Raw genomic sequence first — 26,270 nt, 5'->3', positions numbered from 1 at the left:
ATGCCCCTCCGCCGCACCGCCAGTGACGATGCCCGCGCCCATCTCGCCGCGACCCTGATCGCCACCGGCAGCGAGGATCGTGCCGCGTTCCGCGAACTTTATCGCCTGACATCGGCGAAGCTGTTCGGCATCGTCCTGCGTATCTGTGGCGAACGACAGGCCGCGGAGGATGTGCTGCACGACGTCTATCTCCTGATCTGGCGGCGCGCCGGCGCTTGGGAGCCGGGGCGGGCCAGCCCGATCAGCTGGCTCGCCACGATCGCCCGCAACCGCGCGATCGACTGGCGGCGCGCGGAAGGCAGCCGCCGTGCCGCGCCGATGGCCGAAGCGCCCGAGATCGCCGACCCTGCGCCGGATGCGGAGGCGATGCTGGTCGCGGACGGCGAACGCCACAGTTTGCTGGAATGTCTGGAGGAACTCGAGCCTCGTACCCGTGCCGCGATCCGCACGGCCTTTTTCGACGGAATGACCTACAACGCCATCGCGGCCGCTCAGGGCGTGCCGGCCGGCACTGCCAAGAGCTGGATCCGCCGCGGGCTGGCGCGCCTGAAGGATTGTCTGAGCCGTGACGACTAAAGCGCCCTCTTCCGAACCGGACGTCGCGGCCGCGGAGCTCGCCCTGGGTCTGCTCGAGGGTGAGGAGCGGGCGGCGGCGCTGCGCCGGGTCCTCGCCGAGCCGCATTTCGCAGCCGAGGTCGAGGACTGGCGGATGCGCTTTGCGCAATTGTTCGACCTCTGGCCGGAGGTCGCGCCGCCGCCCGAGCTGATCGAGCGGATCGACGCGAGCCTGCACGGCGTCGCACCCGCGCCACGCCGCCGCTTCCCATGGCCGGTGCTTGCGATCGCAAGCAGCGCGCTTGCCGCCTGCCTGCTCGTCATCGTCGCGCAGGGTGGCGGGATCGGCGGAGCGAATGCGCCGGTGCCGCCGCCGGTCGTCGTGGAGCCGCCCGCGCCGCTCGTCGCGGCGATCGCCGGGGAGCAGGCGGCAGTGGCGGCGTCGTTCGACCCGCGCTCCGGTGCGCTGCGCCTGACCGCGGCCCCGCGCGTGCCCGCAGGGCGGGCGGCGCAGCTCTGGGCGATCGGCGGCGATGGCGTGCCGCATCCCCTCGGGTTGCTGGCGGCCCAGGCCGTCGTGCTGCCGCTGTCTCCTGGCGATCGTGTGCGTCTGACGCCGGGCGTCACGCTCGCCATCTCGGTCGAGCCCCCCGGCGGCTCGCCCACCGGCAAGCCGACCGGTCCCGTGATCGCCACCGGTGCGTTGGCGGCGGTGTGACGACCGATCGGCCTTGTGGTAGATGCGGCCGGTGAACAGGGCCGCCCATCCTGCCTCGCCCTCGGCCTTTGCCGGCTTCACTGCCGGCGAGTTCCTGCGCATGGTCGATGCCGGCGCATATTCGGACCTGCGCGTCGAGCTGGTCAGGGGTGCGGCGACGGTCCATGCGATGGCGGGGCCGGCGGGCGACACCTATGCTGACCGCGCTGTAATCCGGGTCGGCGAGCCGCTGACGGTGCCGGGGACGGATGCGACGATCGTGATCGAGATATGATGCGCGTCGGCCCGGTGGCGCGGATGCTCGGCTTCGCGGGATTGCTGCCGCAGGCGGTGGCGGTGCTCCTCATCGTCCTCGCGCGGCGCTCGGTGGGCGATCTGGGCTTTGTGCTGGCGCTCACCGGCTATTGGCTGGCGATGCTGTACGGCGCGCTGATCCTCAGCTTCCTCGGCGGGATCTGGTGGGGCTTCGCGATGCGGCGCGAGGCTGGACAGGGGGCGCTGGCGGGTTTCGCGGTAGTGCCGTCACTGGTTGCGCTGGGGACGGTGATCGCCGGCGCATGGAAGCTGCCGCATCTGCCGTCGCCCTGGCCGGCGGTGGTGCTGGGCAGCGCGATCCTGCTGACCCTGCTGGTGGATCGGCGGCTGGCGGAAACGGGCGAGGCGCCGGAGGGATGGATGACGCTGCGGGTGCCGCTGTCGGTGGGGCTGGGCGGGCTGACGATCGTGGCGGGGATACTGTTCGGCGGGTGAGGAAACAGTCCGCAGTTCGGCGGAGACCTGCTCTTGCTCAGGCCGCCTTCTTCAGCTCCAGCCGGCTCCAGATCTCGACCAGGGCGTCGGTCAGGTCGCGCATCATCGCCTCGTCATGCGCCGGGCCGGGCGTGAAGCGCAGCCGCTCTGTGCCGCGGGGGACGGTGGGATAATTGATCGGCTGCACGTAGACGCCGTATTCGGCGAGCAGGATATCGCTGATCTTCTTCGCCTTGACCGGGTCCCCGACCATCACCGGGACGATATGGGTCTCGCCGAGCATCACCGGCAGTCCCGCATCGCTCAGCATCGTCTTCAGCGTCGTCGCGGCGGCCTGCTGCCCCTCGCGCTCGACGCTCGAGCCCTTCAGGTGGCGGACGCTCGCCAGCACGCCGGCCACCAGCACCGGCGACAGGCTGGTGGTGAAGATGAAGCCCGGCGCGTAAGAGCGGATCACGTCGATGATCGTACGGTCGGCGGCGATATAGCCGCCCATCACGCCGAACGCCTTGCCCAGCGTTCCCTCGATGATCGTCAGGCGATGAGCCACCGCGTCGCGCTCGGAGATGCCGCCGCCGCGCGCCCCGTACATGCCGACGGCGTGTACCTCGTCTAGGTAGGTCAGCGCGTTGTACTTGTCAGCAAGATCGCAGATCGCGGCGATCGGGGCGACGTCGCCCTCCATCGAATAGACGCTTTCGAACGCGATCAGCTTGGGCGCGGACGGATCCTCGGCGGCGAGCAGTTCCTCCAGATGCGCAAGATCGTTGTGGCGAAACACCCGCTTCTCGCACCCGGCATTGCGGATGCCCGCGATCATGGAAGCGTGATTGAGCTCGTCGGAAAAGATGATGCAGCCCGGCAGGATCTTCGCCACGGTCGCCAGCGTCGCCTCGTTGGAGACATAGCCGCTGGTGAAGAGCAGCGCCGCCTCCTTGCCGTGCAGGTCGGCGAGTTCCGCCTCCAGATCGACGTGATAGTGCGTATTTCCGCCGATGTTGCGCGTGCCGCCAGAGCCGGCGCCGACATCGTGCAGCGCCTCTTCCATCGCGGCGATCACCTTGGGATGCTGGCCCATGGCGAGATAGTCGTTGGAGCACCAGACGGTGATCGGCTTGGGGCCGTTATGCCCGGCAAAGCAGCGCGCATTGGGGAAGGCGCCCTTGTTGCGCAGGATGTCGATGAACACCCGGTAGCGCCCTTCGGCATGGAGGCGGTCGATCGCCTGAGTGAAGACGCGGGCATAGTCCACGCGCGCATCCGTGCCGTCGCTGGTCATGGCGACGGCATGTATCGCGGGCAGCCCTCATTTTCCAGCATGATCCGTCGCTCACAGTGATCGGCGGGGCTGGACAAATTGTCCCAGGGCCGGTCACCGGCGGGACGAGGCGCTAGAGGCTTTCGGGGAGGTCGAAACCCTGCGCGGCCAGCCCTGCCGCGATCCGCCTCTCCCGTGCGTCGAGCCGGGTGAAGACGAGGCGGTGGACGGGCGGCAGGTTCGGCCAGTCCTGCCCTTCCGTCAGATGCGCGATACGCCTGGCGATGCCGGGCCCGCCGTCGACGAACCTGACGCCGGCCGGCGTCACCGTTGCCATCTCGCGCACGAGCAGCGGGAAATGAGTACAGGCGTTGACGATCACGTCGATCCGCTGCCCGCCGGGCTGGCCGAACAGGCCCGCGAGTTCGGCCGCGACGCGGTCGTGCGACGGCGGGTCGCCTGCCAGCGCCGCCTCGGCCAGCTCGACCAGGGCGGCGGAGCCATGGCGCAGGACCGTGCAATCGCCGGCGAAGCGCGCGGCGAGATCGTCGACATAGGGCTGGCGCACCGTCGCCTCTGTCCCGAGCACGCCGATGGTCCGCGTCACGCTCGTTTCGGCGGCGGGCTTGATCGCCGGGACGGTGCCGACCACCGGCAGGTCGAGCGCCGCGCGCACAGCGGGCAGCGCGATGGTGGAGGCAGTATTGCATGCGATCACCACCAGCCGCGGCCGATAGCGCTCGACCAGCCGGCCGAGCAGTGCCGGGACGCGCGCGGCAATCTCCGTTTCCGATTTCGTGCCATAGGGGAAGCCGGCGCTGTCGGCGGCGTAGACGATCCCCGCCTGCGGCAGCAGGGCGCGGGTCGGCGCAACTACAGACAGGCCGCCGACGCCGGAATCGAAGAACAGGATCGGGCGGTCGTCGGCCATGGCCGGGCGATGCCGGTCTGGCCCCACCGCGTCAATCGTCTCCGCGTGGCGGCGCGTAAACAGAGATCATTTGGTGAACGTCGCCGCCTCGGCTATGCTGGTGCCAAGGAACTAGGGGGTCGCTTGCACACCGACATTCTTTGGACGGCACCGACGCTGGCGCTGTTGCTGGGGTATCTGCTGGGTTCGATCCCATTCGGCATCCTGCTGACCCGGGCGGCGGGCGCGGGCGACCTGCGGCAGATCGGCTCGGGCAATATCGGCGCGACCAACGTGCTGCGCACCGGGCGGAAGGGACTGGCCGCGGCGACGCTGCTGCTCGATCTGCTGAAAGGGGCGGCAGCGGTATGGCTGGCGGGTGCCCTGTTCCCGGGCCATGCTCCGCTCGGCGCGGTGGGCGCGTTCGTCGGCCATTGCTATCCGATCTGGCTGCGCTTTCGCGGCGGCAAGGGCGTGGCGACGCTGATGGGCGTGGTCGTCGCGCTCCACTGGCCATCCGGGCTGATCTATGCCGCCATATGGCTCGGGCTGCTCGCGACCGTCCGGATCTCCGCGGTCGCGGGAATGGCGGCGGCGGTCGGCGCCCCGGTCGCGGCGGCGCTGTTCGGCCGGTTCGACCTCGTGCTGCTCTTCCTCGGCTTCGCGCTGATCGTGATCTGGAAGCACGGCGACAATATCGAACGGCTGCTCGCCGGCACCGAGCCGCGCATCGGCCGCAGGCGCTGACCGCCCCCGCATGGCCGACCCGATCGCAGACCGGCTGCGCCTGATCCGCACGCACGGCATCGGACCGGTCGCCTATCGACAGCTGATGGCCCGTTTCGGCAGCGCGGAGGCGGCGCTGGCGGCGCTGCCGATGCTGGCGGGGCGGGGCGGGGGGCATGCGCCGGTCCCGCCGCAGCCCGCCGCGATCGAGCGCGAGATGGCGCAGACGGCCCGGCTCGGCGCGCATTATCTCTTCCTGGACGACCCGGACTATCCGCCGCTGCTCGCCGAACTCGACAACGCGCCCGCGGCCGTCACCTGGCGCGGCGACCTGTCGCTCGCGATGCGGCCATGCGTCGCGCTCGTCGGCGCCCGCAATGCCTCGGCCGCCGCATGCCGCTTCGCGCGCGGTCTGGCGCAGGAGCTGGCGACCCAGGGCACCATCATGGTCTCGGGCCTGGCGCGCGGGATCGATACGGCTGCCCATCAGGGCACGCTGGCGGGCGGTACGATCGGCGTGATCGCGAGCGGCATCGACATCGGCTTCCCGCCGGAGAATGCGGCCTTGCAGGAAGACGTCGCGAGCCGGGGCCTGCTGATCGCCGAGCAACCGCCAGGTACCCAGCCGCTCGCCCGCCACTTCCCCTCCCGCAACCGGATCATCGCCGGGCTCGCCGCCGGCACCGTGGTGGTCGAGGCGGCGCCGCGCTCGGGCTCGCTGATCACCGCGCGGCTCGCGGCCGAGGCGGGGCGTGAGGTGATGGCGGTGCCGGGCAGCCCGCTCGATCCGCGGGCGCAGGGCTGCAACCTGCTGATCCGGGAGGGCGCGATACTGATTTAGACCGCGGCCGACGTGCTGGAGCAGATCCGCCCGATCGATCCGCGTGCGGTGCGAGCGCCCGCCGGCCGCTACGCTGCGGCGACCGCCGGCGAGCCGGACGACGCGGCGCGCCGGCACATCGCGGCGCTGCTCGGCCCCGTGCCGGTCGCGGTCGACGAGATCGTCCGCCAGTCCCAGGCGTCGCCGGCGGCGGTGCAGATGGTGCTGCTCGAACTCGAGCTGGCCGGCCGGCTGGAGCGGCATGCGGGAGGACGCGTAAGCCTTTCGCTCTAGCCGGGTTCCGCGCGGAACCGGGCGCGGCGCCCGAACGCTTGGCCCGCTCGACCGACGGGAGATACAGCATGGAAGACGATCGCGTCCGCGCTTTCGAGGAAAGCCTCTGGACCGGCGATGCCGATCATTATCGCGAGCTGGTGGACGACGAGGTCGTCATGGTCCTGCCCCAGCCGCCCTATGTCTATACCGGCGCGCAGGCGATCGAGGCGGTGGCGAACACGCCTCGCTGGACGACGGTGGAGCTGGCCGACCTCCAGATCATGCGCCCGCAGGAGGGCCTGATCGTGATCGCCTATCATGCCCGGGCGGCGAAGGAGGATGGCGAGGCTTATGAGGCGCATTGCACCTCCACCATCCGCCGGCTGGAACATGAGGTCTGGCGCGTCGTCCAGCACCAGCAGACGCCCCCGCTCGCCGCAGTCGCCAAGGCCTGAAGCTACCGTCCGCTGACGGGGATCGTCACGAAAAACATGCGTCATGCCGGACCTGTTCCGGCATCCACCGATCCGCGTACGCTCATTCCGTTGTTTTGGCGGCACGGTGGACCCCGGAACACGTCCGGGGTGACGTCGCTTTCGGGATGCCGCCTGCACTTTTGCAACGATCGCTTCAGGAGGAGGTCTTGACGATCAGAGGCGGGTCTCTCCACCCTCGCGCGTACACGTAAGAGAGACCCGTCTACCTCCATGCAGCTCGTCATCGTTGAATCGCCCGCCAAGGCGAAGACCATCGAGAAATATCTCGGCGCCGACTACCGCGTGCTCGCCAGCTATGGCCATGTCCGCGACCTGCCGCCGAAGGACGGGTCGGTGCATCCCGACGACGGCTTCGCAATGGACTGGGAGAACTACGCCGACAAGGCCAAGCAGCTGAAGGCGATCGCCGATCTCGCCAAGTCGGCCGACCGCCTGATCCTGGCGACCGACCCCGATCGGGAGGGCGAGGCGATCAGCTGGCACGTGCAGGAGGTGCTGAAGAGCCGCCGCGCGCTGCCCAAGGACGTCCAGCGGGTTACCTTCAACGCGATCACCAAACAGGCGGTGACCAGCGCGATGCAGGCGCCGCGCGAGCTCGATACCGACCTGATCGACGCCTATCGCGCCCGCCGGGCACTCGACTATCTGGTCGGCTTCACCCTGTCGCCGGTGCTGTGGCGCAAGCTGCCGGGCGCCAAGTCGGCGGGCCGCGTCCAGTCGGTCGCACTGCGGCTGATCGTCGACCGCGAGCGCGAGATCGAGGCGTTCCGCGCGCAGGAATATTGGTCGGTCACCGCCATGCTGGAACAGGACGGCACGCCGTTCACCGCGCGGCTGGTGACCTGGCAGGGCAAGAAGCTCGACCGGCTGTCGATCGGCAACGAGGGCGACGCGCTCGCCGCCAAGGCGGACGTCGAGGCAGGACGCTTCTCGGTCCAGTCGGTCGAGACGCGGCCCGCCACGCGTAACCCGCCGCCGCCCTTCACCACCTCGACCCTGCAGCAGGAGGCGGCGCGAAAGCTCGGCTTCTCCGCCGATCACACGATGCGGATCGCGCAGGGCCTCTACGAGGACGGCGCGATCACCTATATGCGGACCGACGGCGTGCAGATGGACGGCAGCGCCATCTCGGCCGCGCGCAAGGCGATCGCGGAGCGCTACGACGGCGGCTATGTGCCGGATAGTCCGCGGCAATATCAGACCAAGGCGAAGAATGCGCAGGAAGCGCACGAGGCGATCCGTCCGACCGATTTCGGCAAGGACCGGGTCGGCGGCGGCGATCACGCACGCCTCTACGAGCTGATCTGGAAGCGCGCGCTGGCCAGCCAGATGGCGTCGGCGCGGCTCGAGCGGACCACGGTGGAACTGGCCGAGGGCACCGGCCGGCACGTGCTGCGCGCGACCGGGCAGGTGGTGCTCTTCCCCGGATATCTGGCGCTGTACGAAGAGGGGCAGGACGATTCGGCCGACGAGGAATCGCGTCGGCTGCCCCGCCTGCGCGAAGGCGATGCGCCGGCGCGCAAGAGCGTCGAGGCCGAACAGCATTTCACCCAGCCGCCGCCGCGCTTCTCCGAAGCCTCGCTGGTCAAGCGGATGGAGGAGCTGGGGATCGGTCGCCCCTCCACCTATGCCTCGATCATCAAGACGCTGAAGGACCGCGCCTATGTGCGGGTCGAGAAGAACCGCTTCTTCGCCGAGGAGAGCGGCCGGCTGGTAACCGCGTTCCTCGAGCGCTTCTTCGAGAAATATGTCGGCTACGACTATACCGCCGGGCTCGAAGAGGAGCTCGACGACGTGTCCGGCGGCCGCGCCCAGTGGCAGGCGGTGCTCGAAGCCTTCTGGCGCGACTTCAAGCCGCGCACCGTGGAGGTGATGGAGCAGCAGCCGAGCGCGATCACCGCCGAGCTCGACCAGTTCCTCGCGCCCTATCTCTTCCCCCAGCGCGCCGATGGCGGCGATCCGCGGCTCTGCCCCAATTGCGGGGCGGGGCAGCTGTCCCTGCGCGGCGGGCGGTTCGGCGCCTTCATCGCCTGCTCCAACTATCCGGAGTGCAAGTACACCCGCCGCTTCGCGCAGGGAGGCGAGGCGGGTGAGGACAGCGGCCCGGAGACGCTGGGTCAGGATCCCGAGACCGGGCTGCCGGTCGAGCGCAAGTCGGGGCGCTTCGGTCCCTATATCCAGCTCGGCGAGGGCAAGGAGGCCAAGCGCGCGTCGATCCCCAAGGATGTCGATCTCGACCTCGACTGGGCCTTGAAGCTGCTCAGCCTGCCGCGGACGATCGGCAACCATCCGGAGACGGGCGAGCCGATCACCGCTTCGATCGGTCGCTACGGCCCCTATCTGGCGCATGCCGGCAAGTATGCGCGGCTGCAATCGACCGCCGAAGTGTTCGAGACGGGGATGAACGCGGCGGTCGCCAAGCTGGCGGATGCGGCGGCGGGCGGTGGCCGGCCTGCGCGGGGCGCGGCACGGGCGCCGCTGAAGGAGTTCGGGCCGCATCCCCGCACCGGGGCCGAGATCCGGCTGATGGAAGGTCGCTATGGCCCCTATGTCACCGACGGCGAGACGAACGCGACGCTGCCCAAGTCAATCACGCCCGACCAGCTGACGCTGGAAGAGGCGGCGCAGCTGATCGACGCGCGGGCGAGCGCTGCGCCGAAGAAGAAGCCGGTGAAGAAGGCTGCGGCGAAGAAAGCGCCGGCGAAGAAGGCCGCGGCGAAGAAGCCGGCGAAGCAGTAGGGGATTAGGTCGCTGCGGGCGGGCAGCTCTTGCCTCGTGCTCTGACCGGGAGATTCGAGCCTTCGCCGGGATGGCGCCGGGTTCGATCCGGATGAATGACCGTCCAGATCTGCGAACGTCGCCGTCAGCCCGCGTCGCCCCCGACGCGGAAGCCTCAAGCGGCGCGCTGTTCCGTCTGCGCCATCCAGCCGCGCGCGGCCGAGCGTGCCGCGGCCTGGGCGGCGGCGATCTGGCGGGCGCTCATCGCGCTCGCGACTTCCGCGCGCGCGAACTGGGCGGCCTCCATCCCGGCGATCGCCGCGAGATTGAACCATTTGTGCGCCTCGATCAGGTCGATCGCGACGCCGGCGGTGCCGGTCTGATAGCAGATGCCGAGGTCGTAGGCGGCATCGCCATCCCCCCGGGCCGCGCGGGCCAAAAAGTCGTTCATAGAACCATCCCCAATCCTGTTGACGATGGTCTTGGACCGATTCGGCCTGACAAATGGTTAACGGCTTAACCGTGTTCGATCGGCACGTTGTCGATCAGCCGGGTCGTGCCCATCCTTGCCGCCGCGAGCAGCCGGCGGGGCCGGTCCGCTGCAGGTTCGCCGGCGAGCGTCTCCGCATCGGCCAGCGCGACATAGTCGACCTCGAACCCGGCGGCGGTCAGCGCCCCTTCCGCGTCGGCGAGCACCGCCGCCGGCGCCTCGCCGCGACCGATCGCGCGCGCGGCGATCCCGAGCGCGCGCGGCAGGGCGACGGCACGGGCGCGCTCGTCATCGTCGAGATAGATGTTGCGCGAGGAGAGGGCGAGCCCGTCGTCGTCGCGCTGGGTCGGCACGCCGACGATCTCGATGTCCATGTCGAGATCGGTGACCAGCCGCCGGATCACGGCCAGCTGCTGATAATCCTTCTCGCCGAAATAGGCGAAGTCGGGCCGGACTTGGTTGAACAGCTTGGTGACGACGGTCGCCACACCGTCGAAGTGGCCGGGCCGGGCCGCGCCGTCCAGGCCCTCGCTGACGCCGGAGACGGAGATGTTGGTCGCGAACCCGGCCGGGTACATGACCTCGACCGGCGGCAGCCAGAGGAGGTCGCAACCGCCCTCGGCGAGCAGCCGCGCATCGGCCGCCTCGCGCCGCGGGTAGCGTGCCAGATCCTCGGTGGGCGCGAACTGGCGCGGATTGACGAAGATCGAGGCGACGACTCGCGTTCCCGGCCGCCGCGCCGCCTCGACGAGCGCCATGTGGCCGGCGTGGAGCGCGCCCATGGTGGGCACCAGCGCCACCCGCGCCCCCTCGCTTCGCCAGGCGCCAAGCTGCTGGCGAAGGTCGGAAATATCACGGACGGTCAACACGGGAAAACACCCCCTCGAAACATGCGGTCGAGGCTTCTATGGAGGGCGGTCGAACGGATCAACAGGGAACAGGGCGACCCGATGAGCGCGCCACACATCATCGTCTTCGCCAACGAAAAGGGCGGGACCGGAAAGTCGACCACGGCGGTCCATGTCGCCATCGCGCTCGCCGCGAAGGGGGCGCGGGTGTCGTGCTTCGATCTCGACCACCGCCAGCGCACGACCGGGCGTTATCTGGACAATCGCGCCGAGACGATCCGGCGCAAGGGCGTGGCGCTGCCCATGCCGCGCCATGCGACGCACGACGGCGAGAGCGAGGATCGGTTCCAGGAGCTGTGGTACAGATTGCTCGCCGATACCGACTTCCTGATCGTCGATACGCCCGGCCGCGACGATCATTTCGCGCGCACCGCGGCGACGCTGTCGAACACGTTGGTCACGCCGTTGAACGACAGCTTCGTCGACTTCGACCTGATCGGGCAGGTCCATCCCGAAACGTTTCAGGTCACGCGCCCGTCCTTCTATTCGGAGATGATCTGGGATGCGCGCAAGGAGCGGGCGCGGGCGGACGGGACGACGATCGACTGGGTCGTCCTGCGCAACCGCCTGCAGCATGTCGAGGCGCGCAACATGCGCCGCGTCTCGGACGCCTTGAGCAACCTGTCCAAGCGCGTGGGCTTCCGCGTCATTCCCGGTCTGGGCGAGCGCGTGATCTATCGCGAGCTGTTCCCGCAGGGACTGACGATGATCGACAGCCGCGAGTTCGGCGCGATGGGTCTGGCGCATGTCGCTGCGCGGCAGGAGTTGCGCGAGATGATGGCGGCTCTCCAGCTGCCCGAGGTCGATGCGGAGCTGCCGGTGGCCGCCGCATGAAGTGGATCGTCGCCGTCCTGCTGATCTGGGCGGCCTGGAAGTTCCTCCGGCCGTCCGCCAAGCCGCGCCGGCCGCTGCCCGCGGAATGGGAGAAAGCGGAGGCGCGCGCGGTCCTGGGACTGTCCGCCGAGGCCGACGAGGCCGCGATCCGCGCCGCGCACCGGCGGCTGCTGGCGGGCGTCCATCCCGATCGCGGCGGGTCGGAGGATCTGGCGCGCCGCGTCAACGCCGCGCGCGATCTGTTGCTGCGGGGGCAGTAGGGGACGATGCCATCAGCCCCCCCCTCGCGGTGGAGGGGCGGTCGAAAGAAACCCCATCTCACGGAGTTCCATGGCCCATCGTTTCCACCCCGCGATCCTGCGCGACTACGACATTCGCGGCACGGTCGGCCGAACCCTCTTCGCCGCCGACGCCTACGCACTCGGTCGCAGCTTCGGGACCGTGGTCAAGCGGACGGGCGGCCAGCGGGTGGCGGTTGGGCGCGACGGGCGGCTGTCCTCGCCGATGCTTGAGACGGCGCTGGTCGAGGGGCTCGCCGGAAGTGGCGTGGATGTCGTGCGGATCGGGCTCGGACCTTCGCCGATGCTGTATTTCGCTGAGGCCGTAATGGGCGTCGACGCCGGCATCCAGGTGACCGGCAGCCATAATCCCCCCGACGACAATGGCTTCAAGATGGTGTTGGGGCATCGAGCCTATTGGGGTGAGGACATTCCGGCACTCGCGACGCTGGCCGCGGCGGGCGAATGGGAGGACGGAAGCGGTCGGATCGACGAGATCGGCATGCTCGATCGCTACGTCGCGCGGCTGGCCGAGGATGCCTCCGAGCGGCCCTTCCGCATCGGTTGGGATTGCGGCAGCGGCGCCGCCGGCCCCGCGGTCGAGGCGCTGACCGCGCGCCTGCCGGGCGAACACCATCTGCTCTACACCCGTCCGGACGGGCATTTCCCGCACCACCATCCCGATCCCACGGAAGAGAAGAATCTCGCCGACCTCAAGCGGCTGGTGGTCGAGCGGTCGCTCGACTTCGGTTTCGCCTTCGATGGCGATGGCGACCGAATCGGGGCGGTCGATGGCGCCGGGCGGACGATCGCGGGCGACATGATCCTCGCATTGCTCGCCGAACCGTTGCTCGCCGACCGGCCCGGCGCCACCATCATCGCCGATGTGAAGTCGAGCCAGACGGTGTTCGATCGCATCGCCGCGCTCGGCGGCCGGCCGCTGATGACCCGCACCGGGCACAGCGCGATCAAGTCCGAGATGCTGCGCCATGCCGCGCCGCTGGCCGGCGAGATGTCCGGCCACATCTTCTTCGGCGAGGCAGCGGGCTGGTACGGCTTCGACGACGCGCTCTATGCCGCGGTACGGCTGATCGGTGCGGTCGCGCGATCGGGCCGTTCGCTTGCGGCGGTGCGCGACGGCATGCCGTCGATGTCGGCCACGCCCGACCTGCGCATCCCGGTGCCCGACGAGCAGAAGCATGCCGCTGTCGCGAAGGTCGCCGCCACGCTCGCCGTCGCCGGCGCGGACATGGACACGATCGACGGTGTGCGTGTGCGCGACGCGGAGGGTTGGTGGCTGTTGCGGGTCTCGAACACGCAGGCGGCGATCACCGTCCGCGCCGAGGCGACGGACGAGGCTGCGCTGGACCGGTTGCTCGCTACCGTCCGCGGCCATCTGGCGCGGGTCGGCGTGACGAGCGGCCTGTGACGGGCCAATAGGGCGGAGGATGGGGGCGGAGGGCAAGGCTCGACCCGCGCGGCAAACCGCATTGGCAATTTCGCCTGCGAGCGCCCACATAGGCCCCGATGCCTCCCGCCCCCCAGCCTTCGATCATCCGCGTCATCGACCTCGAGACCACGGGCAACGCTCCGCCCGCCCATGGAGTTTGCGAGGTCGGCTGGCAGGACGTGGCGCTCGGCGCGGACGGACGCTGGGAACTGTATGGCGAGGGCGGCAATATCCTCGTCAATCCGGGCCGGCCGATCCCACCGATTACTATGGCCGTGCACCACATCCGCGACGAGGATGTCGCCGATGCCCGCTGGTGGCACGACGTGGCCCGGCCGGTGCTCGATCCGTGGCCGCGCCGCATCGCCCTCGCCGCCCACCGGGCCGCCTTCGAGGAGCAGTTCTGCACGCCGTCGTTGACCCATGGCGCGAAGTGGATCTGCACCTGGAAGTGCGCGCTGCGGCTGTGGCCCGACAGCCCGAGCTTCTCGAACCAGGTGCTGCGCTATTGGCGGCGCCCTCAGGGTCTCGATCATCAGCGCGGCCTGCCGGTACACCGTGCCTTTCCCGACGCCTATGTCACCGCGCACCATCTGCGCGACCAGCTCAACGAGGCGAGCGTGGAGCAGTTGATTCAGTGGTCGTCCGAGCCGGGCCTGTTGCCGCGCGTCCGCTACGGGCCCGACCGCGGTAAGGAATGGCGCGAAATCGAGGAGGAGAGCCTGATCGGTTTCCTCACCGATCGCGACCCGGATATCCGCTTTACTGCCGAGACCGAGATGGCCCGTCGCCGGGGCGGGGGCCATGTCGGGCGCCTGACCCCGCAGGAACTGCTTCTATAGTGGGGACTGGCATCAGCTTGGCCGTTCGTGCCGGGCGGAGTCGAAGCACTAAGGATCTCAGGCCCTTCGATCGTGCTCGACATGAACGGGGCAGGGTAAGTCGATCTCGTGCCGCCTCTGGCTAACCTACAAGGCCCAGACCCACGAGCAGCGCGCCGAAGAAGACCAGCGCCATATTCGCGCACACGAACATCAGCAGGGTGCGCACCAGCGCGCCGAAGCGGCCGATGCCGTAGGCGCCGCGAAGCTGCTTGTACATGTGGACGGGGATCAGGATCATCGCGACGAAGACGAGCAGCCCCGGGCTGATCGCAAACAGCCCCGCCATGCTCAACGCGATCCCGAACAGGCTGACGAAACACAGCGAATAGGTGACGAAGATCGCGTGATCGTAGAAGGTGAAGCGCCGGCTGAAAGGGAACATCAGCCACATGAACGGCAATGAAAAGGGGATCAGTACCCAGGCGAACTTATAGGCGTTCGATTGCAGCTTGTAGAGGATGAGGTTGGGATTCTCCGCCGCCTTGCCCAACCCTTTGTCGAGGCGCTTCCAGCCCGTGTGGATCTGCCCGAGTCCCTCGAAGCCGGGCACGCCGAGCGTTTCCATCGTCGTCTCGACCATCTTGGTCTCGCGGCGGTTCTCGGCGATCCTGCCGTCGAGCGCCTTGATCTGCGCCGGGTCCCGCGTCGCGGCGCGCTGCTGCGACAGGCGCGCGAGCTGCTCGCCGTTGCGCGCGATCGCCGCCTCCATCTCGATCCTCGCCTTCCGGGCCTCGGGCGAGCCCATTTCAGGCATTTCGAGATGCGCGCCGATGACGCTCAGCATCGCGAACAGGACGAAGATGATGAACAGGAACAGGGCGAGCGGGGAGACGAAGCGGGCGCGCTCGCCGTGGATGTAGCGGCGGGTCAGCTCGCCCGGTCGGAAGAGCAGCATCGGCAGCGTCCGCCAGATCTTGCCCTCGAAGTGGAAGACGCCATGGGCCAGTTCGTGCCCGATCGCGCCGAAGCTGCGATGGACATGGCTGGACTGGCCGCAGATATGGCAGAACTCGCCCGCGCGGCGGGTGCCGCAATTAAGGCAGATCCCGCCCGCGCCGCCGCCATGCGCGTCGTCATGCGGCTCTACGGCATGCGCCAGCATCATCCCCATCGCCAGATCCCCGGCGGCCCCGATTTCCCCCGTCATGTCCACGGCTTCTATCAGCCCGCCGGGCCCGAGGCGAGAGGCGCGCGGCAGGGCTGGGCGCCGCCGCCGCAGCCATGCTAGCAGGACCCATCATGGCCGACATCGATACCAGCCCCGCCCGGATCGTCACTGCGATGGGCGAACGCGCCCGCGCCGCCGCCGATGCGCTGGCGGGTCTGCCGACCGCGGCGAAGCGTGCCGGGCTTCACGCTGCCGCGGCAGCGATTCGCGCCGCGGCCGAGCAAATCCTGGCTGCCAATGCCGAAGACGTCGCGCGCGGCGAGGCTGCGGGGCTGTCGCCTGCGCTCCTCGACCGTTTGCGCCTTGATCCCGCACGGCTCGGCGCCATCGCCGACGCGGTGGAGGCCGTGGCCGGGCTCGACGATCCGGTCGGCGCGGTGATCGACTCGCGCACGCGGCCGAACGGCCTTGTGCTGACGCGCGTTCGCGTGCCGATCGGCGTCATCGGCATCATCTACGAGAGCCGGCCCAATGTGACCGCCGACGCCGCCGCGCTGTGCGTGATGAGCGGCAATGCCGCGATCCTGCGTGGCGGCAGCGAGGCGCTGGCGAGCAACCGGGCGTTGCACGCCGCCTTCGTCGCCGGTCTGGCCGATGCGGGCGTGACCATGGATGCGGTGCAGCTGGTGCCCGTCGCCGATCGCGAGGCGGTTGGCGCGATGCTGGCGGCCTCCGGCGTGATCGACCTGATCGTGCCGCGCGGGGGCAAGGGACTGGTCGCGCGGGTACAGGCGGAGGCGCGCGTGCCGGTGCTCGCGCATCTCGACGGCATCAACCATGTCTATGTCGACGGTTCGGCCGAGCCCGACATGGCGCGGCGCATCGTCCTCGACGCGAAGATGCGGCGGACCGGGGTCTGCGGCGCCATGGAGACTCTGCTGATCGACCGCACCTTTCCCGATGCCGAAGGGCTGGTCGGGGCGCTGGTGGCTGCCGGGTGCGAGGTGCGCGGCGACGCGGCGCTGGCGGCGGCGACGGGTATCGCGGTCGCCGATGCGGCCGACTGGGATACCGAATATCTCGACGCCATCGCATCGGCCGCACTGGTGGACGGCGTGGACGCGGCGATGGCGCATATCGCCCGGCACGGTTCGCACCATACCGACGCGATCGTGGCCGCGGATGAAGCGGTCGCCGAGCGCTTCCTGGCGGGGGTCGACTCGGCGATCGTCCTGTGGAACGCCTCGACCCAGTTCGCCGATGGCGGCGAGTTCGGGATGGGCGCGGAGATCGGCATCGCCACCGGCCGCCTCCACGCCCGCGGCCCGGTCGCGCTGGAAGGGCTCACGACCTATAAGTGGATCGGCCGCGGGGCAGGGCAGGTGCGCGGTTGATTAGCCGGTCGGGCGATCATAGGTTGATGCTATGACGATGCCCGTCTCTCTGCCTATCCATGTCGACGCGGAATTGCTGGCGCTGGCAGAACAGGCCGCCGAATGGAGGCACCTGACGCTGGAGGCGTTCGTCAACGCAGTGATCCGGCGCGCTGCCGAGGCTGACCTGAGACTGGCGGCCAAGATCCACGAGGCCGAGGAGTCGCTGGATCGCGGCGAATTCCACACGCAGGAAGAGGTGGAAGCCTGGTTTGCTCAACAAATCGGTCAAGCCGCCGCTGAATGAACCTCATCCGCTGGGCGGTCGAGGCGCGCCGCGATCTAGAAGAAATTGACGGCTATTATCGACCGCTCGACGGGCGGTATGTGGATCATCTGCTGGCCCGTATCATGAAGGCAGCGACCTTTCTCGCAGAATTTCCCCGGGCCGGTGCTGTGTTGGGCGGCGATGCGCGCAAGTGGAGCATCACCGGTTCCGACTATATCCTGATCTATCGAACAGTTCCGGACGGTATCGACGTGCTGCGCATTCGCAACGCGCGAGAGAATTGGTGGGGCGAATGACCCGCACCGGCCTGCTCGGCGGCAGTTTCAATCCCGCCCATTCGGGGCATCGGCGGATCACGCTCGCGGCGATCGATGCGCTCGGTCTGGACGATGCCTGGTGGCTGGTGTCGCCGGGTAACCCGTTGAAACCGGCCGCCGGCATGGCGCCGCTCCCGGCACGGCTCGCCTCCGCCCGGGCGATGGCGCGGCGGGCCCCCATTCGCGCGACGGCGGTGGAGGCGCGACTCGGGACACGCTACACGGTCGATACGATCCGCCGGCTCCAGCGGCGGCACCCGCATCGGCGGTTCGTGTGGATCATGGGTGCCGACAATCTCGCCCAGTTCCACCGCTGGCGCGACTGGCGGGGGATCGCGCGTGCGATCCCGATTGCGGTCGTCGCCCGTCCGGGATATGATGCACGTGCCCTCGCGGCCCCCGCGATGGCCTGGCTGCGGCGCTATCGACGACCGCGGTCGGCCGCGAAACGATGGACGACGTGGAGTTTGCCGGCCCTGGTGCTGCTGCGCTTCCGCCCCGATCCGACGTCCGCCACCGGCCTGCGTGCCGGTGATCCCGACTGGCACCGCCGTTTCGCAAGCGGGCCGTCCTCCCAGGAGTTCCCTTGGCCACTTCCCCTTCCGTGAACCGATCCAACGACGCTGCCGAGATCGAGGCGCTGCACCGGCTGGTGCTGCAATCGCTCGACGACGATCAGGCGGTGGAGACCATCTCGATCCCGCTCGCGGGCAAGTCGACGATCGCCGATCATATGGTGATCGCCAGCGGCCGCTCGACGCGCCAGGTCGCGTCGATGGCGATGAAGCTCGCCGAGCGGATCAAGGCGGAGACCGGCCGCAGCCCGCGGATCGAAGGGCTGCCGACGGCCGACTGGGTGCTGATCGATGCTGGCGACGTGATCGTCCACCTGTTCCGGCCCGAGGTGCGCTCCTTCTACAATCTGGAGCGGATGTGGTCGTTCGGCGACGCGCCGGCAGCGCCCGCCCTTAGCTGACGGTGCTGCTGCACATCGTCGCGCGCGGGCGGATCGGCCGCTCGCCGGAAGGCGAGCTGGTCGAGCGCTATCTGAAGCGGATCATCTGGCCGACGCGCGTGACCGAGCTGCCCGATACCGGCGGCAGGGAGCCGCCCGCTGTGCCGCAAAGCCGCCGCATCCTGCTGGATGAGAAGGGCGAGCCGCTGACATCGATGGCCTTTGCCGAGCGGATCGGGCGGTGGCGCGACGACGGGGTGCGCGAGGCGCGCTTCCTGCTGGGCGCCGCGGACGGGTTCGACGCGGCCGAGCGATCGGATGCGGACCTGCTCTTCTCGTTCGGCCGGGCCACCTGGCCGCATATGCTGGCGCGCGCGATGCTCGCCGAGCAGCTGTTCCGCGCCACCAGCATCCTGGCCGGCCACCCCTATCACCGCGAGGGGTAATGCGGATGCGGCTGTGGGCGATCCCGGTGGGTGTTGCGGTGCTTCTGGCGGCAGGCGTCGCCGCGCAACAGATCCCGGTCGATCCCGCCGCCAATGCATCGCTGGCGGCGCAGCGCCAGCGCCTCGCCATCGCCCGACGTGAGGCGGCGCTCGCCAGCCAGCGGGCCGAGCGCTTGCTGCTGGCGGCGGCAATGGAAAGCGATGCGGCCGGCCGCGCCGCCACCGAACAACAGGGGCTGGCAGAGCGGGTCGCGGCGGCGCAGGCTGGGCTGGAGGCCGCGGAGGCTCGCGCCGCGATCGTCGCCCGGCTGCTGGCGACGCGGCGGGCGGCGTTGGCCGAGCAGCAGACACCGCTCGCGAGACTTCTGGCGGCGATGCAGTCGTTGACGATGCGGCCGGCTGCCGCATCGCTGGCGCAGCCGGGATCGGTCGACGATCTCGTCCATCTGCGTGCCGTCCTGTCCTCCGTCATCCCGGCGATTCGGCAGCGGACGGCTGGCATCCGGTCCGAGGTGGCCGAAACGCGGGCGTTGCGCACCCGCGCGGTCGCGGCCGGGCAGGCCCTGCGGGCCGGGCGGCGGCGGCTCGATACCGAACAGGCCGCCCTTGCCGCGGTGGAGGCGCAGCATCGTGCGCGGGCCGCCGAGCTGGGGCAGGGTGCGCTGACCGAGAGCGATCGCGCGCTCGCCCTGGGCGAGAATGCCCGCGACCTGATCGAGCAGATGGAAGAGGCCGGACGCGGCCAGGCGGTGGTCGCGATCCTCGCCCAGCTGCCGGCGCCGACCCCGCGCGCCGTGGGCGAGGTGCGGATGGAGGCACCGCCGTCGCAGATCTACCGGCTGCCCGTCGAAGGTCAGCTCGTCACCGGCTTCGGCGAGATCTCGGACGCCGGCGTACGCTCCCGCGGCCTGACCTTCGCCGTCGCGCCGGAAGCCGAAGTGGTCGCGCCCGCCGACGGGACCGTCCGCTATGCGGGGCATTTTAGAGGCTATGGCCGGATCGTGATCATCGACCATGGCGGGGGCTGGACCAGCCTCGTCACCGGCATGGGGCCGCTCTCGGCCGTACTCGGCCAGACCGTCCGCGCCGGCGACGCGCTCGGCCGCGCCGCGACGGTGGAGGAGCCGCGCGTCACCGTCGAATTGCGCCGCCGCGGCGAGCCGATCGATGCCGCGGCCTTGATCGGCTAGGGACGAAGGCGTGCCGTCATCCGCCGTTCAGCGCAGAGCTGCTTTGCTCCGACGCGCGGGAGGCGTTAGGATGGCCGCCCGTCTGCCATAAGGTCCATGATGCGTCGTCCGCTGCTCACTGCCACCGCGATCGCTGCCGCAATGTCGGCGATACCGCTCGCCACCGCTGCCATGGCGGCGGCGGATAGCGACACCTATCGCGAATTCGACCAGTTCCTCGACGTGTTCAACCGGATCAAGGCGAACTATGTCGATCAGGTCGACGACAAGACGCTGATCAAGGGCGCGATCGACGGCATGCTCGCCGCGCTCGATCCCCATTCGGTCTACGAGACCGGCGTCGACTACGACAATCTGCGCATCATGACCGACGGCGCCTATGGCGGCCTTGGCCTGACTGTCGGCATGCAGGACGGCGCGGTGAAGGTGATCGCGCCGCAGGAGGATACGCCCGCCGACCGCGCCGGGGTGAAGGCCGGCGACCTGATCCTGCGCGTCAACGGCGAGCTGGCCTATGGCCTGACGCTCGATCAGGCGGTGGCGAAGATGCGGGGCGTCCCCGGCAGCAAGATCACCCTGTCGCTGGTGCGATCGGGCCACGACAAGCCGATCGACGTGACGATGGCGCGCGAGCGGATCGTCCAGAAGCCGGTCAAGTGGGAGGTGCGCGGCCAGGTCGGCTATATCAACATCAACACCTTCTCGAAGAACACCGGCGCCGAGACGCGCGCGGCGGTGGCGGCGATCAACCAGGCGCTGGGTCGCAAGCCGCTGGGCTATGTCGTCGATCTGCGCAACAATGGCGGCGGCCTGCTCGATGAGGCGGTCGCGGTCGCCGACACCTTCCTCGACAAGGGCGAGATCGTCTCGCAGCGCGGTCGCGGGACCGATATCGAGCGCTACTACGCCGAAAGCCGTATTCCGGGCGACGTCACGGGTGGCCTGCCGGTCGTCGTCCTGACCGATGCGGGCACGGCTTCCGCCTCCGAGATCGTCGCCGGCGCGCTCCAGGATCATCATCGTGCGCTGATCCTGGGCGAGCGGAGCTTCGGCAAGGGATCGGTCCAGTCGGTGATCGAGATGGGGCCGCATCGCGCGCTCAAGATCACCACCGCGCGCTACTATACGCCGTCGGGCCATTCGGTGCAGGAAGGCGGGATCGAGCCGGATATCGCCGTGCCGCAGATCAGCGACCCCGATTACAAGAGCCGTCCGGTCATCCGGGAGGCGGATCTGCGCCGTCATCTGATCAACGAGGGCAAGGCCGACGATCGCACGATCGAGGAGGACGCGAAGGACGATCCGCGCTTCGCCGCGACCCCCGAGGCGCTGAAGAAGCAGGGCATCGACGACTTCCAGCTTTATTACGCGCTGAAGACGGTGGCGCGGCTCGGCGGCGCGGCGCAGGTTGCCGCCGCGACGAAGGCCAAGGTGGCCACCAAGTGAGGGCGGCCATCGGCCGCTTCGGGGCGGCGCACGTCCTCGCCTTTGGGCTGCCCCTCGCGCTGCTCGCGGGCGCCTGGGGATCCCAGCTGTTCGGCGGCCTCTATCCGTGCCAGCTCTGCCATTGGCAGCGCTGGCCGCATTACGCGGCGCTGGCCATTGCGGGCCTCGCCTTCTTCGTGCCCGGAGCGGGGGTTCGGCGGGCGCTCGTCCTTCTCGCGGCCGTGGCCATAGCCGTGTCGGGCGGGATCGGGATCGCGCATGCCGGGGTCGAATATGGCTGGTGGCCGGGCTTCACGGCCTGCACCTCCACGCTGCAACTCGGCGGGCTGGATGCGGCCGGGCGGCTCGATGCGATCATGCACGCGCCGCTGGTCCGCTGCGATCGTGCGCCGTGGACGCTGGCCGGTATTTCGCTGGCGGGGTTCAACGCCATCTTCTCGCTGGCGGGGGCAGCCACCATCTTCCTCCTGACCCTGACGAGGAGCGTGCGATGAGCGGCTGGCGACCCGGCGACCGACGAGACGGCGAGGCCCGATCGACCGATGCGATGATCCGCGTCGATCAGGCCGGCGAATATGGCGCCACCCGGATCTATGCCGGTCAGCTGGCGGTGCTCGGCGATCGTCATCCGGCCTCGCGCGCGATCCATCATATGGCCGCGCAGGAAGAGCGGCATCGCGCCTTCTTCGACCGGATGATCGTCGAGCGGGGCGTGCGGCCGACGCTGCTCCAGCCATTCTGGAACGTCGCCGGCTTCGCGCTGGGCGCCGTTACCGCGGCGCTCGGCCCGGACGCCGCCATGGCCTGTACCGCCGCAGTCGAAACCGAGATCGACAAGCACTATGCCGAGCAGCTCGAGACGCTCGGCGACAGCGATCCGGAACTGTCCGCAGCGATCGCCGATTTCCAGGCGGAGGAACTGGAGCATCGCGACCACGCTTTGGCTTCGGGTGCGGAGAACGCCTTCGGCTATCCGATCTTGTCCGGTGTGATCCGGCTGGGCTGCAAGGTCGCGATCGCGGCCGCCAAACGAATCTGAGGGAAGGGACTGTGATGGTGAGGACGCTGGCGATGATGGCCGTGATGGCCGCGGCGGTGCCCGCGACGGCGCAGCAGCAAGCGGCGGCGCTGCCCGGGGCGGAAAAGCCGCGGCCGGTGCAGCAGCAGGCCGGCGTCGGCAAGGGGGCACCGGTCAACGGCGTTCTGATCCTCTACGGCAACGAGCGGTGCCCGACGAACAGCGACGGCGAGGAGATCGTGATCTGCGAGCGGCGCAATGCCGACGAGCAGTTCCGCGTTCCCAAGGAGCTGCGTAACCTCGAGATCACACCCGAGAACCGCAGCTGGGCGGCGCGGGCCCAGGAGACGCTGGACGTCGGCACCGGCGTGAACGGCACCGGCAGTTGCTCACCGGTGGGCGCGGGCGGGGCGACCGGCTGCTTCGGCCAGGCCGCGCGCACCAATCGGGCAGTCAACAAGGCCCGGAAGGAAGAAGAGGCGCGGGCCCCTCAATAACGGCTGGGTTTGGTGCCGGGGGGTATCGTCGCCGCTGAGGTGACTGCTTCCCGTTTGTCACCCCCGCGCAGGCCAGTGCCCAGTATGGGGACGTTGGTGAGGTGTAGTGCCGTTACAAAGACCTTCCCAGCCGGGCCCTGGCCTTCGCCGGGGTGACAGACGGGGGCGAATGCCGGGAGAGTAGACGAAAAGCCAATCGACTTCGCGCCGCCGCCCTCTTCGTCTACAGCATCTGCCACCAGACGGGGGCAGGGACATGACGCGCAATCCGGCACCGGTTCCCCGTTCCATACCGGCGGGTTTGTTCCTGCTCGTGTGGCTGTCGATCGCATGGTTCGGCTCATGGGAGTTCAATCCCAACAACGCCACCCGCCTGTTCGCCGCGATCGCGCTGGTCGAAGACGGCAGCGCCCGGATCGACTCCTTCGCGCCGCTGACGATCGACAAGGCCGAATTCGACGGCCATGCCTATCTCGACAAGGCGCCGGGCATGACGTTGATGGCGCTGCCTGCCGTCGCCGCCATGACCTGGGCCGGCGGCGAGCGTTCCTCGGCCGTCCCGCATGTGTTCGGCGATCCCCATCTCGGCCGCTTCCTGCGCCTGCGCCAGCGTATGGCCGTGGCGACCGGGCCGGCCCTGTTGACGGCGATCGCCGCGGTGCTGCTCTGGGACATGGCGCTGGGGCTGACCGGCAGCGCGGCGGCGGCGCTGTTCGCGGCGATCGCCTATGCGCTGGGAACGCCGGTCTGGGGATGGTCGACCACGATCACCGGTCATGCTCCGGTGGCCGCTCTCTATATCATCGCGGTGGCCGGGTTCCGCCGTTCCCGACCGGGTTGGGCGGTGGCGGCCGGCGCGGCGCTGGGCTGGGCGGTGGTGATCGAATATCAGGCCGTGCTCGCCGGCCTCGTCATCGCCGTCTGGGCGGCCTGGCAGTGGCGCCGCCACCCCGATCGCGCGCGACTGCTCGGCTTCGCCGCAGCGGCCGGAACCGCAGCGCTGCTCCCGCTTCTTGCCTATAACCTCCTGGCGTTCGGCGAGCCGTTCCGCATCGCCTATGCCGGGGTGCAGGGATTCGACGGCATGAAGCAGGGCCTGTTCGGATTGGGTGTGCCCCGCGCTAGGGTGCTCCTGGAGATCCTGATTGGTGACCGGCGCGGATTGCTGTGGGTCGCGCCGGTCGTGGTGCTCGCGCCGCTCGGGCTGTCGATCGCGGGCGAGCGCGCCAGGACCCGCAGCCTGGCCGCCATGCTGGCGGCTGCGATCGCGGTCGTGCTGCTCGTCAACGCGGCGTATTTCTATTGGGACGGCGGCAATGCGACCGGACCGCGGCATGCCGTGCCGCTGATCGGCTTCGCCGCGCTTCCGCTCGCCTGGGTGTGGCAGGAAGGCGGCTGGGCCCGTTCGAGCGCGATCGTGCTGCTATGCCTGTCGATGGTCATCAACCTGATGGTCGCGGCAGCCGAGATCTTCGCGCCGCCCGAATATCGCTGGCCGCTCTGGTCGGCGGTGTACGAGCTGCGCTTCAGCCGGGGCGACCTGCGCACCGTTCCCAGCGAATGGTGGGGCTGGACGACGTGGCACGGGCTGGCGCTCTATCTCGTCCTGGCCTTGCCCCTTCTCGCCTTCGTGATCGGGAAGACCCGCGCGATCAGCCGCGGTTCCGCCTGATCCCGCGTACCCGATGCCAGACATAGACGCCGATCGCCGCCACCAGCACCAGCCCGATCGCCAGATCCGCCTGATGGAAGAAGGCTTTGAGCCGCGGATCGCTGTTCCACCTGTCGCCCAGCGTCATGCCGATCCACGCCAGTCCCAGGCAGAAGGGCCAGGAGCCGAGGAACGTATAGAGATGAAAGGGGACGAGCGGCATCCGCGCCACACCGGCGGGAAAGGCGATGAAGGTGCGGATGACCGGCAGCAAGCGTCCGATCAGGACCGCCAGATTCCCCCATCGCGCGAAGAAGCGGTCCGCCGCATCGAGTTCGTCGGCGCCGATCAGCAGGTACTTGCCCCAGCGTTCCGCCACCGGGCGCCCCCCGCGCTTGCCGATCTCATAGGCGACGACCGAGCCCAGATTGCACCCCAGCGCGCCGGCCGTGGCGGCGAGGAACAGGTCGAACCGTCCCGTCGATACGAGATAGCCGGCGAACGGCATGATGATCTCGGACGGCAGCGGGATGCAGGCGCTTTCGATCGCCATCAGCAGCGCGATGCCGAGATAGCCCCCCGACGCGATGATCCCGATGATGAAATTGGCCAGCGCGGCGATGATCGTCTCGAACATGGTCCCGGCGCTTGGGCGATGCGCTGCGCGCGGTCAACTCGCAGCCGTGCGCTACAGGCCCAGCTCGCGCAGCACCGGTAGCAGCACCGTCTCCATCGCCGCGAAACCATCGGCCGTGGGATGGACGCCGTCGCCCGCCATGCCCGGCCGCATCGCGCCTGCCGGGGTGGCCAATACGGGCGTGTAGTCGATCATGCGGGCGGCGAGGCGCGGCGCCTCGGCAGCGATCCAGCGGTTGATCCGGCGGATGGGCCCGACGGTCTCCAGCCCCGGCTGCCATGGCAGCGCGTCGGTCGGCGGAACCGATGCGAGCAGGACGGCGATGCCGTTCGCATGGGCGATCTGGCAGATCGCGGTCAGGTTCGCCGCGAGCCGATCCGGCGCGTCCGGACCGAAGGCGCCGACATCGTTGGTGCCCGCCATCAGATGCAGCGCCTGCGGCCTGAGCGCGACGACGTCCGGCATCATGCGCACGAGCATCTGGGCGCTGGTCTGTCCGCTGATGCCGCGGTTGATCCGGTTCGCGCCGAAGACGGCAGGGCGCAGCGCGCCCCAGCCCTCGGTGATCGAGTCGCCGAGAAAGACGATCCCGCCATGGTGACCGGCGGCGATCAGCCGACGATTGTCGTCCGCGTAGCGGGCCAGGTTCGCGAAGTCGGCATCGCTCTGCGCCGCTGCACTCCGCCGGGCGGCGCCGATGCCGCACAGCGCCGCGACGGTCAGCAGGGAGCGGCGGGCGATCGGGAGCATGGCGACCATCGTGCCGCCCCGATCGATCCGGGGCAAGCCGGTCGCTTCAGCGGGTCACGACGACGCGCTTCATCGGGGCCAGTTTGGCGAGGAGCTGGTTCTGCGCCGCGAACGGCACGCCGGATTCGCGCATCGCGCGCTGCAGATTTTCGACCAGCGCCGCCATGTCCGCGGTCTGGAGCCCCATATTGTGATGGGCCGCCTTCATGTCGCGTCCGCTATAGGTGCAGCCACCGCCAAGGATGTAGCAGAACTGTTCCTTGAGCACGCGGCGAAGGCGCACCAGATCCTGTCCCTTGAAGATGTCGGCAATACGGGGATCGTTCTGGTTGAGCTCGACCAACCGGTCGACGATCCGCGCGACACCCGGCGCTGCGCCGAAGGTCCGCCACAGCCGGTCGTCGGGAAAGGGAGTGGCGCCGGCATTGGCGTCGCTCCGGGCATAGGGCGCGACCGACTCTTCGCCGGGCGGCGTCTGGAGAGCCAGCGACAGGGCGAGGGTGAGGATCATCGGTGTCTGA

General features: G+C 69.4%; 31 protein-coding genes and 1 pseudogene. 24 read left to right on the top strand and 8 right to left on the bottom strand.

Annotated elements, in window-relative coordinates; all coding sequences use genetic code 11:
* From IEX18_RS06895 to IEX18_RS06880, 4 genes are read left to right on the top strand one after another with little or no spacing between them, the layout of a single operon-like run.
* Entirely contained in the window at positions 1-576 is a 576-nt protein-coding gene (locus IEX18_RS06895) for a sigma-70 family RNA polymerase sigma factor (RefSeq protein ID WP_188658006.1), read from the top strand.
* Positions 566-1,273, top strand: a complete 708-nt coding sequence (locus IEX18_RS06890; protein ID WP_188658005.1) for an anti-sigma factor — start codon at positions 566-568, stop codon at positions 1,271-1,273. Before IEX18_RS06895 ends, IEX18_RS06890 begins: the two co-directional genes overlap by 11 nt.
* A 31-nt stretch (positions 1,274-1,304) precedes the next feature.
* Complete coding sequence (locus IEX18_RS06885) at positions 1,305-1,547, top strand: hypothetical protein (protein WP_188658004.1); 243 nt, start codon at positions 1,305-1,307, stop codon at positions 1,545-1,547.
* Positions 1,544-2,023, top strand: a complete 480-nt coding sequence (locus IEX18_RS06880) for a DUF3429 domain-containing protein (RefSeq protein WP_188658003.1) — start codon at positions 1,544-1,546, stop codon at positions 2,021-2,023. The genes IEX18_RS06885 and IEX18_RS06880 overlap by 4 nt, the downstream gene beginning before the upstream one ends.
* Before the next feature lie 37 nt (positions 2,024-2,060).
* On the opposite strand, the gene hemA is transcribed toward IEX18_RS06880, so the two are convergent.
* Positions 2,061-3,302 carry a 5-aminolevulinate synthase gene (hemA, locus tag IEX18_RS06875; RefSeq protein WP_308419327.1) on the bottom strand — a complete coding sequence of 414 codons (1,242 nt, stop codon included), beginning with the start codon at positions 3,300-3,302 and terminating at the stop codon, positions 2,061-2,063.
* Between the two features lie 112 nt (positions 3,303-3,414).
* The gene (gene murI, locus IEX18_RS06870) at positions 3,415-4,212 is read right to left on the bottom strand and encodes a glutamate racemase (RefSeq protein WP_188658002.1); all 798 of its coding nucleotides are present in this window, start codon (positions 4,210-4,212) and stop codon (positions 3,415-3,417) included.
* Between the two features lie 123 nt (positions 4,213-4,335).
* Between murI and plsY the strand changes: the two genes are divergently transcribed.
* The 4 genes and pseudogenes from plsY to topA all read left to right on the top strand — a co-directional run bounded on the left by plsY (position 4,336) and on the right by topA (position 9,249).
* Positions 4,336-4,938, top strand: a complete 603-nt coding sequence (plsY, locus tag IEX18_RS06865; protein WP_229664423.1) for a glycerol-3-phosphate 1-O-acyltransferase PlsY — start codon at positions 4,336-4,338, stop codon at positions 4,936-4,938.
* A 10-nt stretch (positions 4,939-4,948) separates the two neighbouring features.
* A pseudogene (dprA, locus tag IEX18_RS06860) lies at positions 4,949-6,031 on the top strand (DNA-processing protein DprA).
* 68 nt (positions 6,032-6,099) lie between these two features.
* Positions 6,100-6,468 (top strand): DUF4440 domain-containing protein, encoded by a 369-nt coding sequence (locus IEX18_RS06855; RefSeq protein WP_188658000.1) that lies wholly within the window; start codon positions 6,100-6,102, stop codon positions 6,466-6,468.
* A gap of 252 nt (positions 6,469-6,720) precedes the next feature.
* Entirely contained in the window at positions 6,721-9,249 is a 2,529-nt protein-coding gene (topA, locus tag IEX18_RS06850) for a type I DNA topoisomerase (protein WP_188657999.1), read from the top strand.
* 154 nt (positions 9,250-9,403) lie between these two features.
* Here topA and IEX18_RS06845 read toward each other — a convergent pair whose 3' ends face one another.
* Both IEX18_RS06845 and panC read right to left on the bottom strand, forming a co-directional pair.
* Positions 9,404-9,679: an SEL1-like repeat protein gene (locus IEX18_RS06845; protein WP_188657998.1), complete on the bottom strand. Its 276-nt coding sequence runs from the start codon at positions 9,677-9,679 to the stop codon at positions 9,404-9,406.
* 65 nt (positions 9,680-9,744) lie between these two features.
* Positions 9,745-10,587 carry a pantoate--beta-alanine ligase gene (gene panC, locus IEX18_RS06840; protein WP_188657997.1) on the bottom strand — a complete coding sequence of 281 codons (843 nt, stop codon included), beginning with the start codon at positions 10,585-10,587 and terminating at the stop codon, positions 9,745-9,747.
* An 81-nt stretch (positions 10,588-10,668) separates the two neighbouring features.
* On the opposite strand from panC, the gene IEX18_RS06835 reads away from it, so the two are divergent.
* From IEX18_RS06835 to IEX18_RS06820, 4 genes are all read left to right on the top strand, one after another.
* Positions 10,669-11,460, top strand: a complete 792-nt coding sequence (locus tag IEX18_RS06835) for a division plane positioning ATPase MipZ (RefSeq protein WP_188657996.1) — start codon at positions 10,669-10,671, stop codon at positions 11,458-11,460.
* A complete protein-coding gene (locus IEX18_RS06830) occupies positions 11,457-11,720 on the top strand; it encodes a J domain-containing protein (protein WP_188657995.1) in 264 nt (87 codons plus the stop codon). The genes IEX18_RS06835 and IEX18_RS06830 overlap by 4 nt, the downstream gene beginning before the upstream one ends.
* A gap of 70 nt (positions 11,721-11,790) precedes the next feature.
* Positions 11,791-13,167: a phosphoglucomutase/phosphomannomutase PgmG gene (gene pgmG, locus IEX18_RS06825; RefSeq protein WP_188657994.1), complete on the top strand. Its 1,377-nt coding sequence runs from the start codon at positions 11,791-11,793 to the stop codon at positions 13,165-13,167.
* Positions 13,168-13,265: 98 nt separating this feature from the next.
* A complete protein-coding gene (locus tag IEX18_RS06820) occupies positions 13,266-14,030 on the top strand; it encodes a 3'-5' exonuclease (protein ID WP_188657993.1) in 765 nt (254 codons plus the stop codon).
* A 121-nt stretch (positions 14,031-14,151) separates the two neighbouring features.
* Here IEX18_RS06820 and IEX18_RS06815 read toward each other — a convergent pair whose 3' ends face one another.
* Positions 14,152-15,219 (bottom strand): DUF3667 domain-containing protein, encoded by a 1,068-nt coding sequence (locus tag IEX18_RS06815; protein WP_188657992.1) that lies wholly within the window; start codon positions 15,217-15,219, stop codon positions 14,152-14,154.
* Between the two features lie 92 nt (positions 15,220-15,311).
* Between IEX18_RS06815 and IEX18_RS06810 the strand changes: the two genes are divergently transcribed.
* From IEX18_RS06810 to IEX18_RS06755, 12 genes are all read left to right on the top strand, one after another.
* Positions 15,312-16,574 carry a glutamate-5-semialdehyde dehydrogenase gene (locus tag IEX18_RS06810; RefSeq protein WP_188657991.1) on the top strand — a complete coding sequence of 421 codons (1,263 nt, stop codon included), beginning with the start codon at positions 15,312-15,314 and terminating at the stop codon, positions 16,572-16,574.
* Between the two features lie 31 nt (positions 16,575-16,605).
* Entirely contained in the window at positions 16,606-16,860 is a 255-nt protein-coding gene (locus tag IEX18_RS06805) for a type 2 periplasmic-binding domain-containing protein (protein WP_188657990.1), read from the top strand.
* Positions 16,857-17,138, top strand: coding sequence for a type II toxin-antitoxin system RelE/ParE family toxin (locus tag IEX18_RS06800; RefSeq protein ID WP_188657989.1), 282 nt, complete (start codon positions 16,857-16,859; stop codon positions 17,136-17,138). Before IEX18_RS06805 ends, IEX18_RS06800 begins: the two co-directional genes overlap by 4 nt.
* Positions 17,135-17,767, top strand: coding sequence for a nicotinate-nucleotide adenylyltransferase (locus tag IEX18_RS06795; RefSeq protein WP_188657988.1), 633 nt, complete (start codon positions 17,135-17,137; stop codon positions 17,765-17,767). The genes IEX18_RS06800 and IEX18_RS06795 overlap by 4 nt, the downstream gene beginning before the upstream one ends.
* Positions 17,764-18,135, top strand: a complete 372-nt coding sequence (gene rsfS, locus IEX18_RS06790) for a ribosome silencing factor (protein WP_188657987.1) — start codon at positions 17,764-17,766, stop codon at positions 18,133-18,135. The genes IEX18_RS06795 and rsfS overlap by 4 nt, the downstream gene beginning before the upstream one ends.
* Positions 18,136-18,137: 2 nt before the next feature.
* Positions 18,138-18,560: a 23S rRNA (pseudouridine(1915)-N(3))-methyltransferase RlmH gene (locus IEX18_RS06785; RefSeq protein WP_188657986.1), complete on the top strand. Its 423-nt coding sequence runs from the start codon at positions 18,138-18,140 to the stop codon at positions 18,558-18,560.
* Between the two features lie 5 nt (positions 18,561-18,565).
* Positions 18,566-19,750 (top strand): murein hydrolase activator EnvC family protein, encoded by a 1,185-nt coding sequence (locus tag IEX18_RS06780; RefSeq protein WP_188657985.1) that lies wholly within the window; start codon positions 18,566-18,568, stop codon positions 19,748-19,750.
* A gap of 99 nt (positions 19,751-19,849) precedes the next feature.
* The gene (locus IEX18_RS06775; protein WP_188658624.1) at positions 19,850-21,196 is read left to right on the top strand and encodes a S41 family peptidase; all 1,347 of its coding nucleotides are present in this window, start codon (positions 19,850-19,852) and stop codon (positions 21,194-21,196) included.
* Entirely contained in the window at positions 21,193-21,690 is a 498-nt protein-coding gene (locus IEX18_RS06770; RefSeq protein WP_229664422.1) for a disulfide bond formation protein B, read from the top strand. The genes IEX18_RS06775 and IEX18_RS06770 overlap by 4 nt, the downstream gene beginning before the upstream one ends.
* The gene (locus tag IEX18_RS06765; RefSeq protein ID WP_188657984.1) at positions 21,687-22,235 is read left to right on the top strand and encodes a demethoxyubiquinone hydroxylase family protein; all 549 of its coding nucleotides are present in this window, start codon (positions 21,687-21,689) and stop codon (positions 22,233-22,235) included. The genes IEX18_RS06770 and IEX18_RS06765 overlap by 4 nt, the downstream gene beginning before the upstream one ends.
* A 14-nt stretch (positions 22,236-22,249) precedes the next feature.
* Positions 22,250-22,711, top strand: a complete 462-nt coding sequence (locus tag IEX18_RS06760) for a hypothetical protein (RefSeq protein ID WP_188657983.1) — start codon at positions 22,250-22,252, stop codon at positions 22,709-22,711.
* Between the two features lie 301 nt (positions 22,712-23,012).
* A complete protein-coding gene (locus tag IEX18_RS06755) occupies positions 23,013-24,383 on the top strand; it encodes a hypothetical protein (RefSeq protein WP_229664421.1) in 1,371 nt (456 codons plus the stop codon).
* Here IEX18_RS06755 and IEX18_RS06750 read toward each other — a convergent pair.
* Genes IEX18_RS06750 through IEX18_RS06740 form a run of 3 tightly spaced genes read right to left on the bottom strand, consistent with a single transcriptional unit; the run spans position 24,364 to position 26,260 of the window.
* Positions 24,364-24,999, bottom strand: coding sequence for a DedA family protein (locus IEX18_RS06750; RefSeq protein WP_188657981.1), 636 nt, complete (start codon positions 24,997-24,999; stop codon positions 24,364-24,366). The genes IEX18_RS06755 and IEX18_RS06750 overlap by 20 nt on opposite strands.
* A 51-nt stretch (positions 25,000-25,050) precedes the next feature.
* Positions 25,051-25,758, bottom strand: coding sequence for a GDSL-type esterase/lipase family protein (locus tag IEX18_RS06745; protein WP_229664420.1), 708 nt, complete (start codon positions 25,756-25,758; stop codon positions 25,051-25,053).
* A 37-nt stretch (positions 25,759-25,795) separates the two neighbouring features.
* The gene (locus IEX18_RS06740; protein ID WP_188657980.1) at positions 25,796-26,260 is read right to left on the bottom strand and encodes a group I truncated hemoglobin; all 465 of its coding nucleotides are present in this window, start codon (positions 26,258-26,260) and stop codon (positions 25,796-25,798) included.
* Positions 26,261-26,270 lie beyond the last annotated feature (10 nt).

The organism is Sphingomonas metalli, assembly GCF_014641735.1.
Taxonomy (GTDB): Bacteria; Pseudomonadota; Alphaproteobacteria; order Sphingomonadales; family Sphingomonadaceae; genus Sphingomonas; species Sphingomonas metalli.
The sequence above is the reverse complement of the archived record's forward strand: the minus strand, read 5'-3'. Positions and strand labels throughout refer to the sequence as shown.

Coding starts and splice junctions, on each gene's coding strand:
- IEX18_RS06750 (WP_188657981.1), bottom strand. CDS start 24,999: ATGTTCGAGACGATCATCGCCGCGCTGGCCAATTTCATCATCGGGATC.
- IEX18_RS06835 (WP_188657996.1), top strand. CDS start 10,669: ATGAGCGCGCCACACATCATCGTCTTCGCCAACGAAAAGGGCGGGACC.
- hemA (WP_308419327.1), bottom strand. CDS start 3,302: ATGACCAGCGACGGCACGGATGCGCGCGTGGACTATGCCCGCGTCTTC.
- IEX18_RS06765 (WP_188657984.1), top strand. CDS start 21,687: ATGAGCGGCTGGCGACCCGGCGACCGACGAGACGGCGAGGCCCGATCG.
- IEX18_RS06855 (WP_188658000.1), top strand. CDS start 6,100: ATGGAAGACGATCGCGTCCGCGCTTTCGAGGAAAGCCTCTGGACCGGC.
- IEX18_RS06760 (WP_188657983.1), top strand. CDS start 22,250: ATGGTGAGGACGCTGGCGATGATGGCCGTGATGGCCGCGGCGGTGCCC.
- pgmG (WP_188657994.1), top strand. CDS start 11,791: ATGGCCCATCGTTTCCACCCCGCGATCCTGCGCGACTACGACATTCGC.
- IEX18_RS06800 (WP_188657989.1), top strand. CDS start 16,857: ATGAACCTCATCCGCTGGGCGGTCGAGGCGCGCCGCGATCTAGAAGAA.
- IEX18_RS06880 (WP_188658003.1), top strand. CDS start 1,544: ATGATGCGCGTCGGCCCGGTGGCGCGGATGCTCGGCTTCGCGGGATTG.
- IEX18_RS06895 (WP_188658006.1), top strand. CDS start 1: ATGCCCCTCCGCCGCACCGCCAGTGACGATGCCCGCGCCCATCTCGCC.
- IEX18_RS06740 (WP_188657980.1), bottom strand. CDS start 26,260: ATGATCCTCACCCTCGCCCTGTCGCTGGCTCTCCAGACGCCGCCCGGC.
- murI (WP_188658002.1), bottom strand. CDS start 4,212: ATGGCCGACGACCGCCCGATCCTGTTCTTCGATTCCGGCGTCGGCGGC.
- IEX18_RS06805 (WP_188657990.1), top strand. CDS start 16,606: ATGACGATGCCCGTCTCTCTGCCTATCCATGTCGACGCGGAATTGCTG.
- topA (WP_188657999.1), top strand. CDS start 6,721: ATGCAGCTCGTCATCGTTGAATCGCCCGCCAAGGCGAAGACCATCGAG.
- IEX18_RS06810 (WP_188657991.1), top strand. CDS start 15,312: ATGGCCGACATCGATACCAGCCCCGCCCGGATCGTCACTGCGATGGGC.
- IEX18_RS06775 (WP_188658624.1), top strand. CDS start 19,850: ATGCGTCGTCCGCTGCTCACTGCCACCGCGATCGCTGCCGCAATGTCG.
- IEX18_RS06780 (WP_188657985.1), top strand. CDS start 18,566: ATGCGGCTGTGGGCGATCCCGGTGGGTGTTGCGGTGCTTCTGGCGGCA.
- IEX18_RS06845 (WP_188657998.1), bottom strand. CDS start 9,679: ATGAACGACTTTTTGGCCCGCGCGGCCCGGGGGGATGGCGATGCCGCC.
- IEX18_RS06795 (WP_188657988.1), top strand. CDS start 17,135: ATGACCCGCACCGGCCTGCTCGGCGGCAGTTTCAATCCCGCCCATTCG.
- IEX18_RS06745 (WP_229664420.1), bottom strand. CDS start 25,758: ATGGTCGCCATGCTCCCGATCGCCCGCCGCTCCCTGCTGACCGTCGCG.
- IEX18_RS06820 (WP_188657993.1), top strand. CDS start 13,266: ATGCCTCCCGCCCCCCAGCCTTCGATCATCCGCGTCATCGACCTCGAG.
- IEX18_RS06815 (WP_188657992.1), bottom strand. CDS start 15,219: ATGACGGGGGAAATCGGGGCCGCCGGGGATCTGGCGATGGGGATGATG.
- IEX18_RS06830 (WP_188657995.1), top strand. CDS start 11,457: ATGAAGTGGATCGTCGCCGTCCTGCTGATCTGGGCGGCCTGGAAGTTC.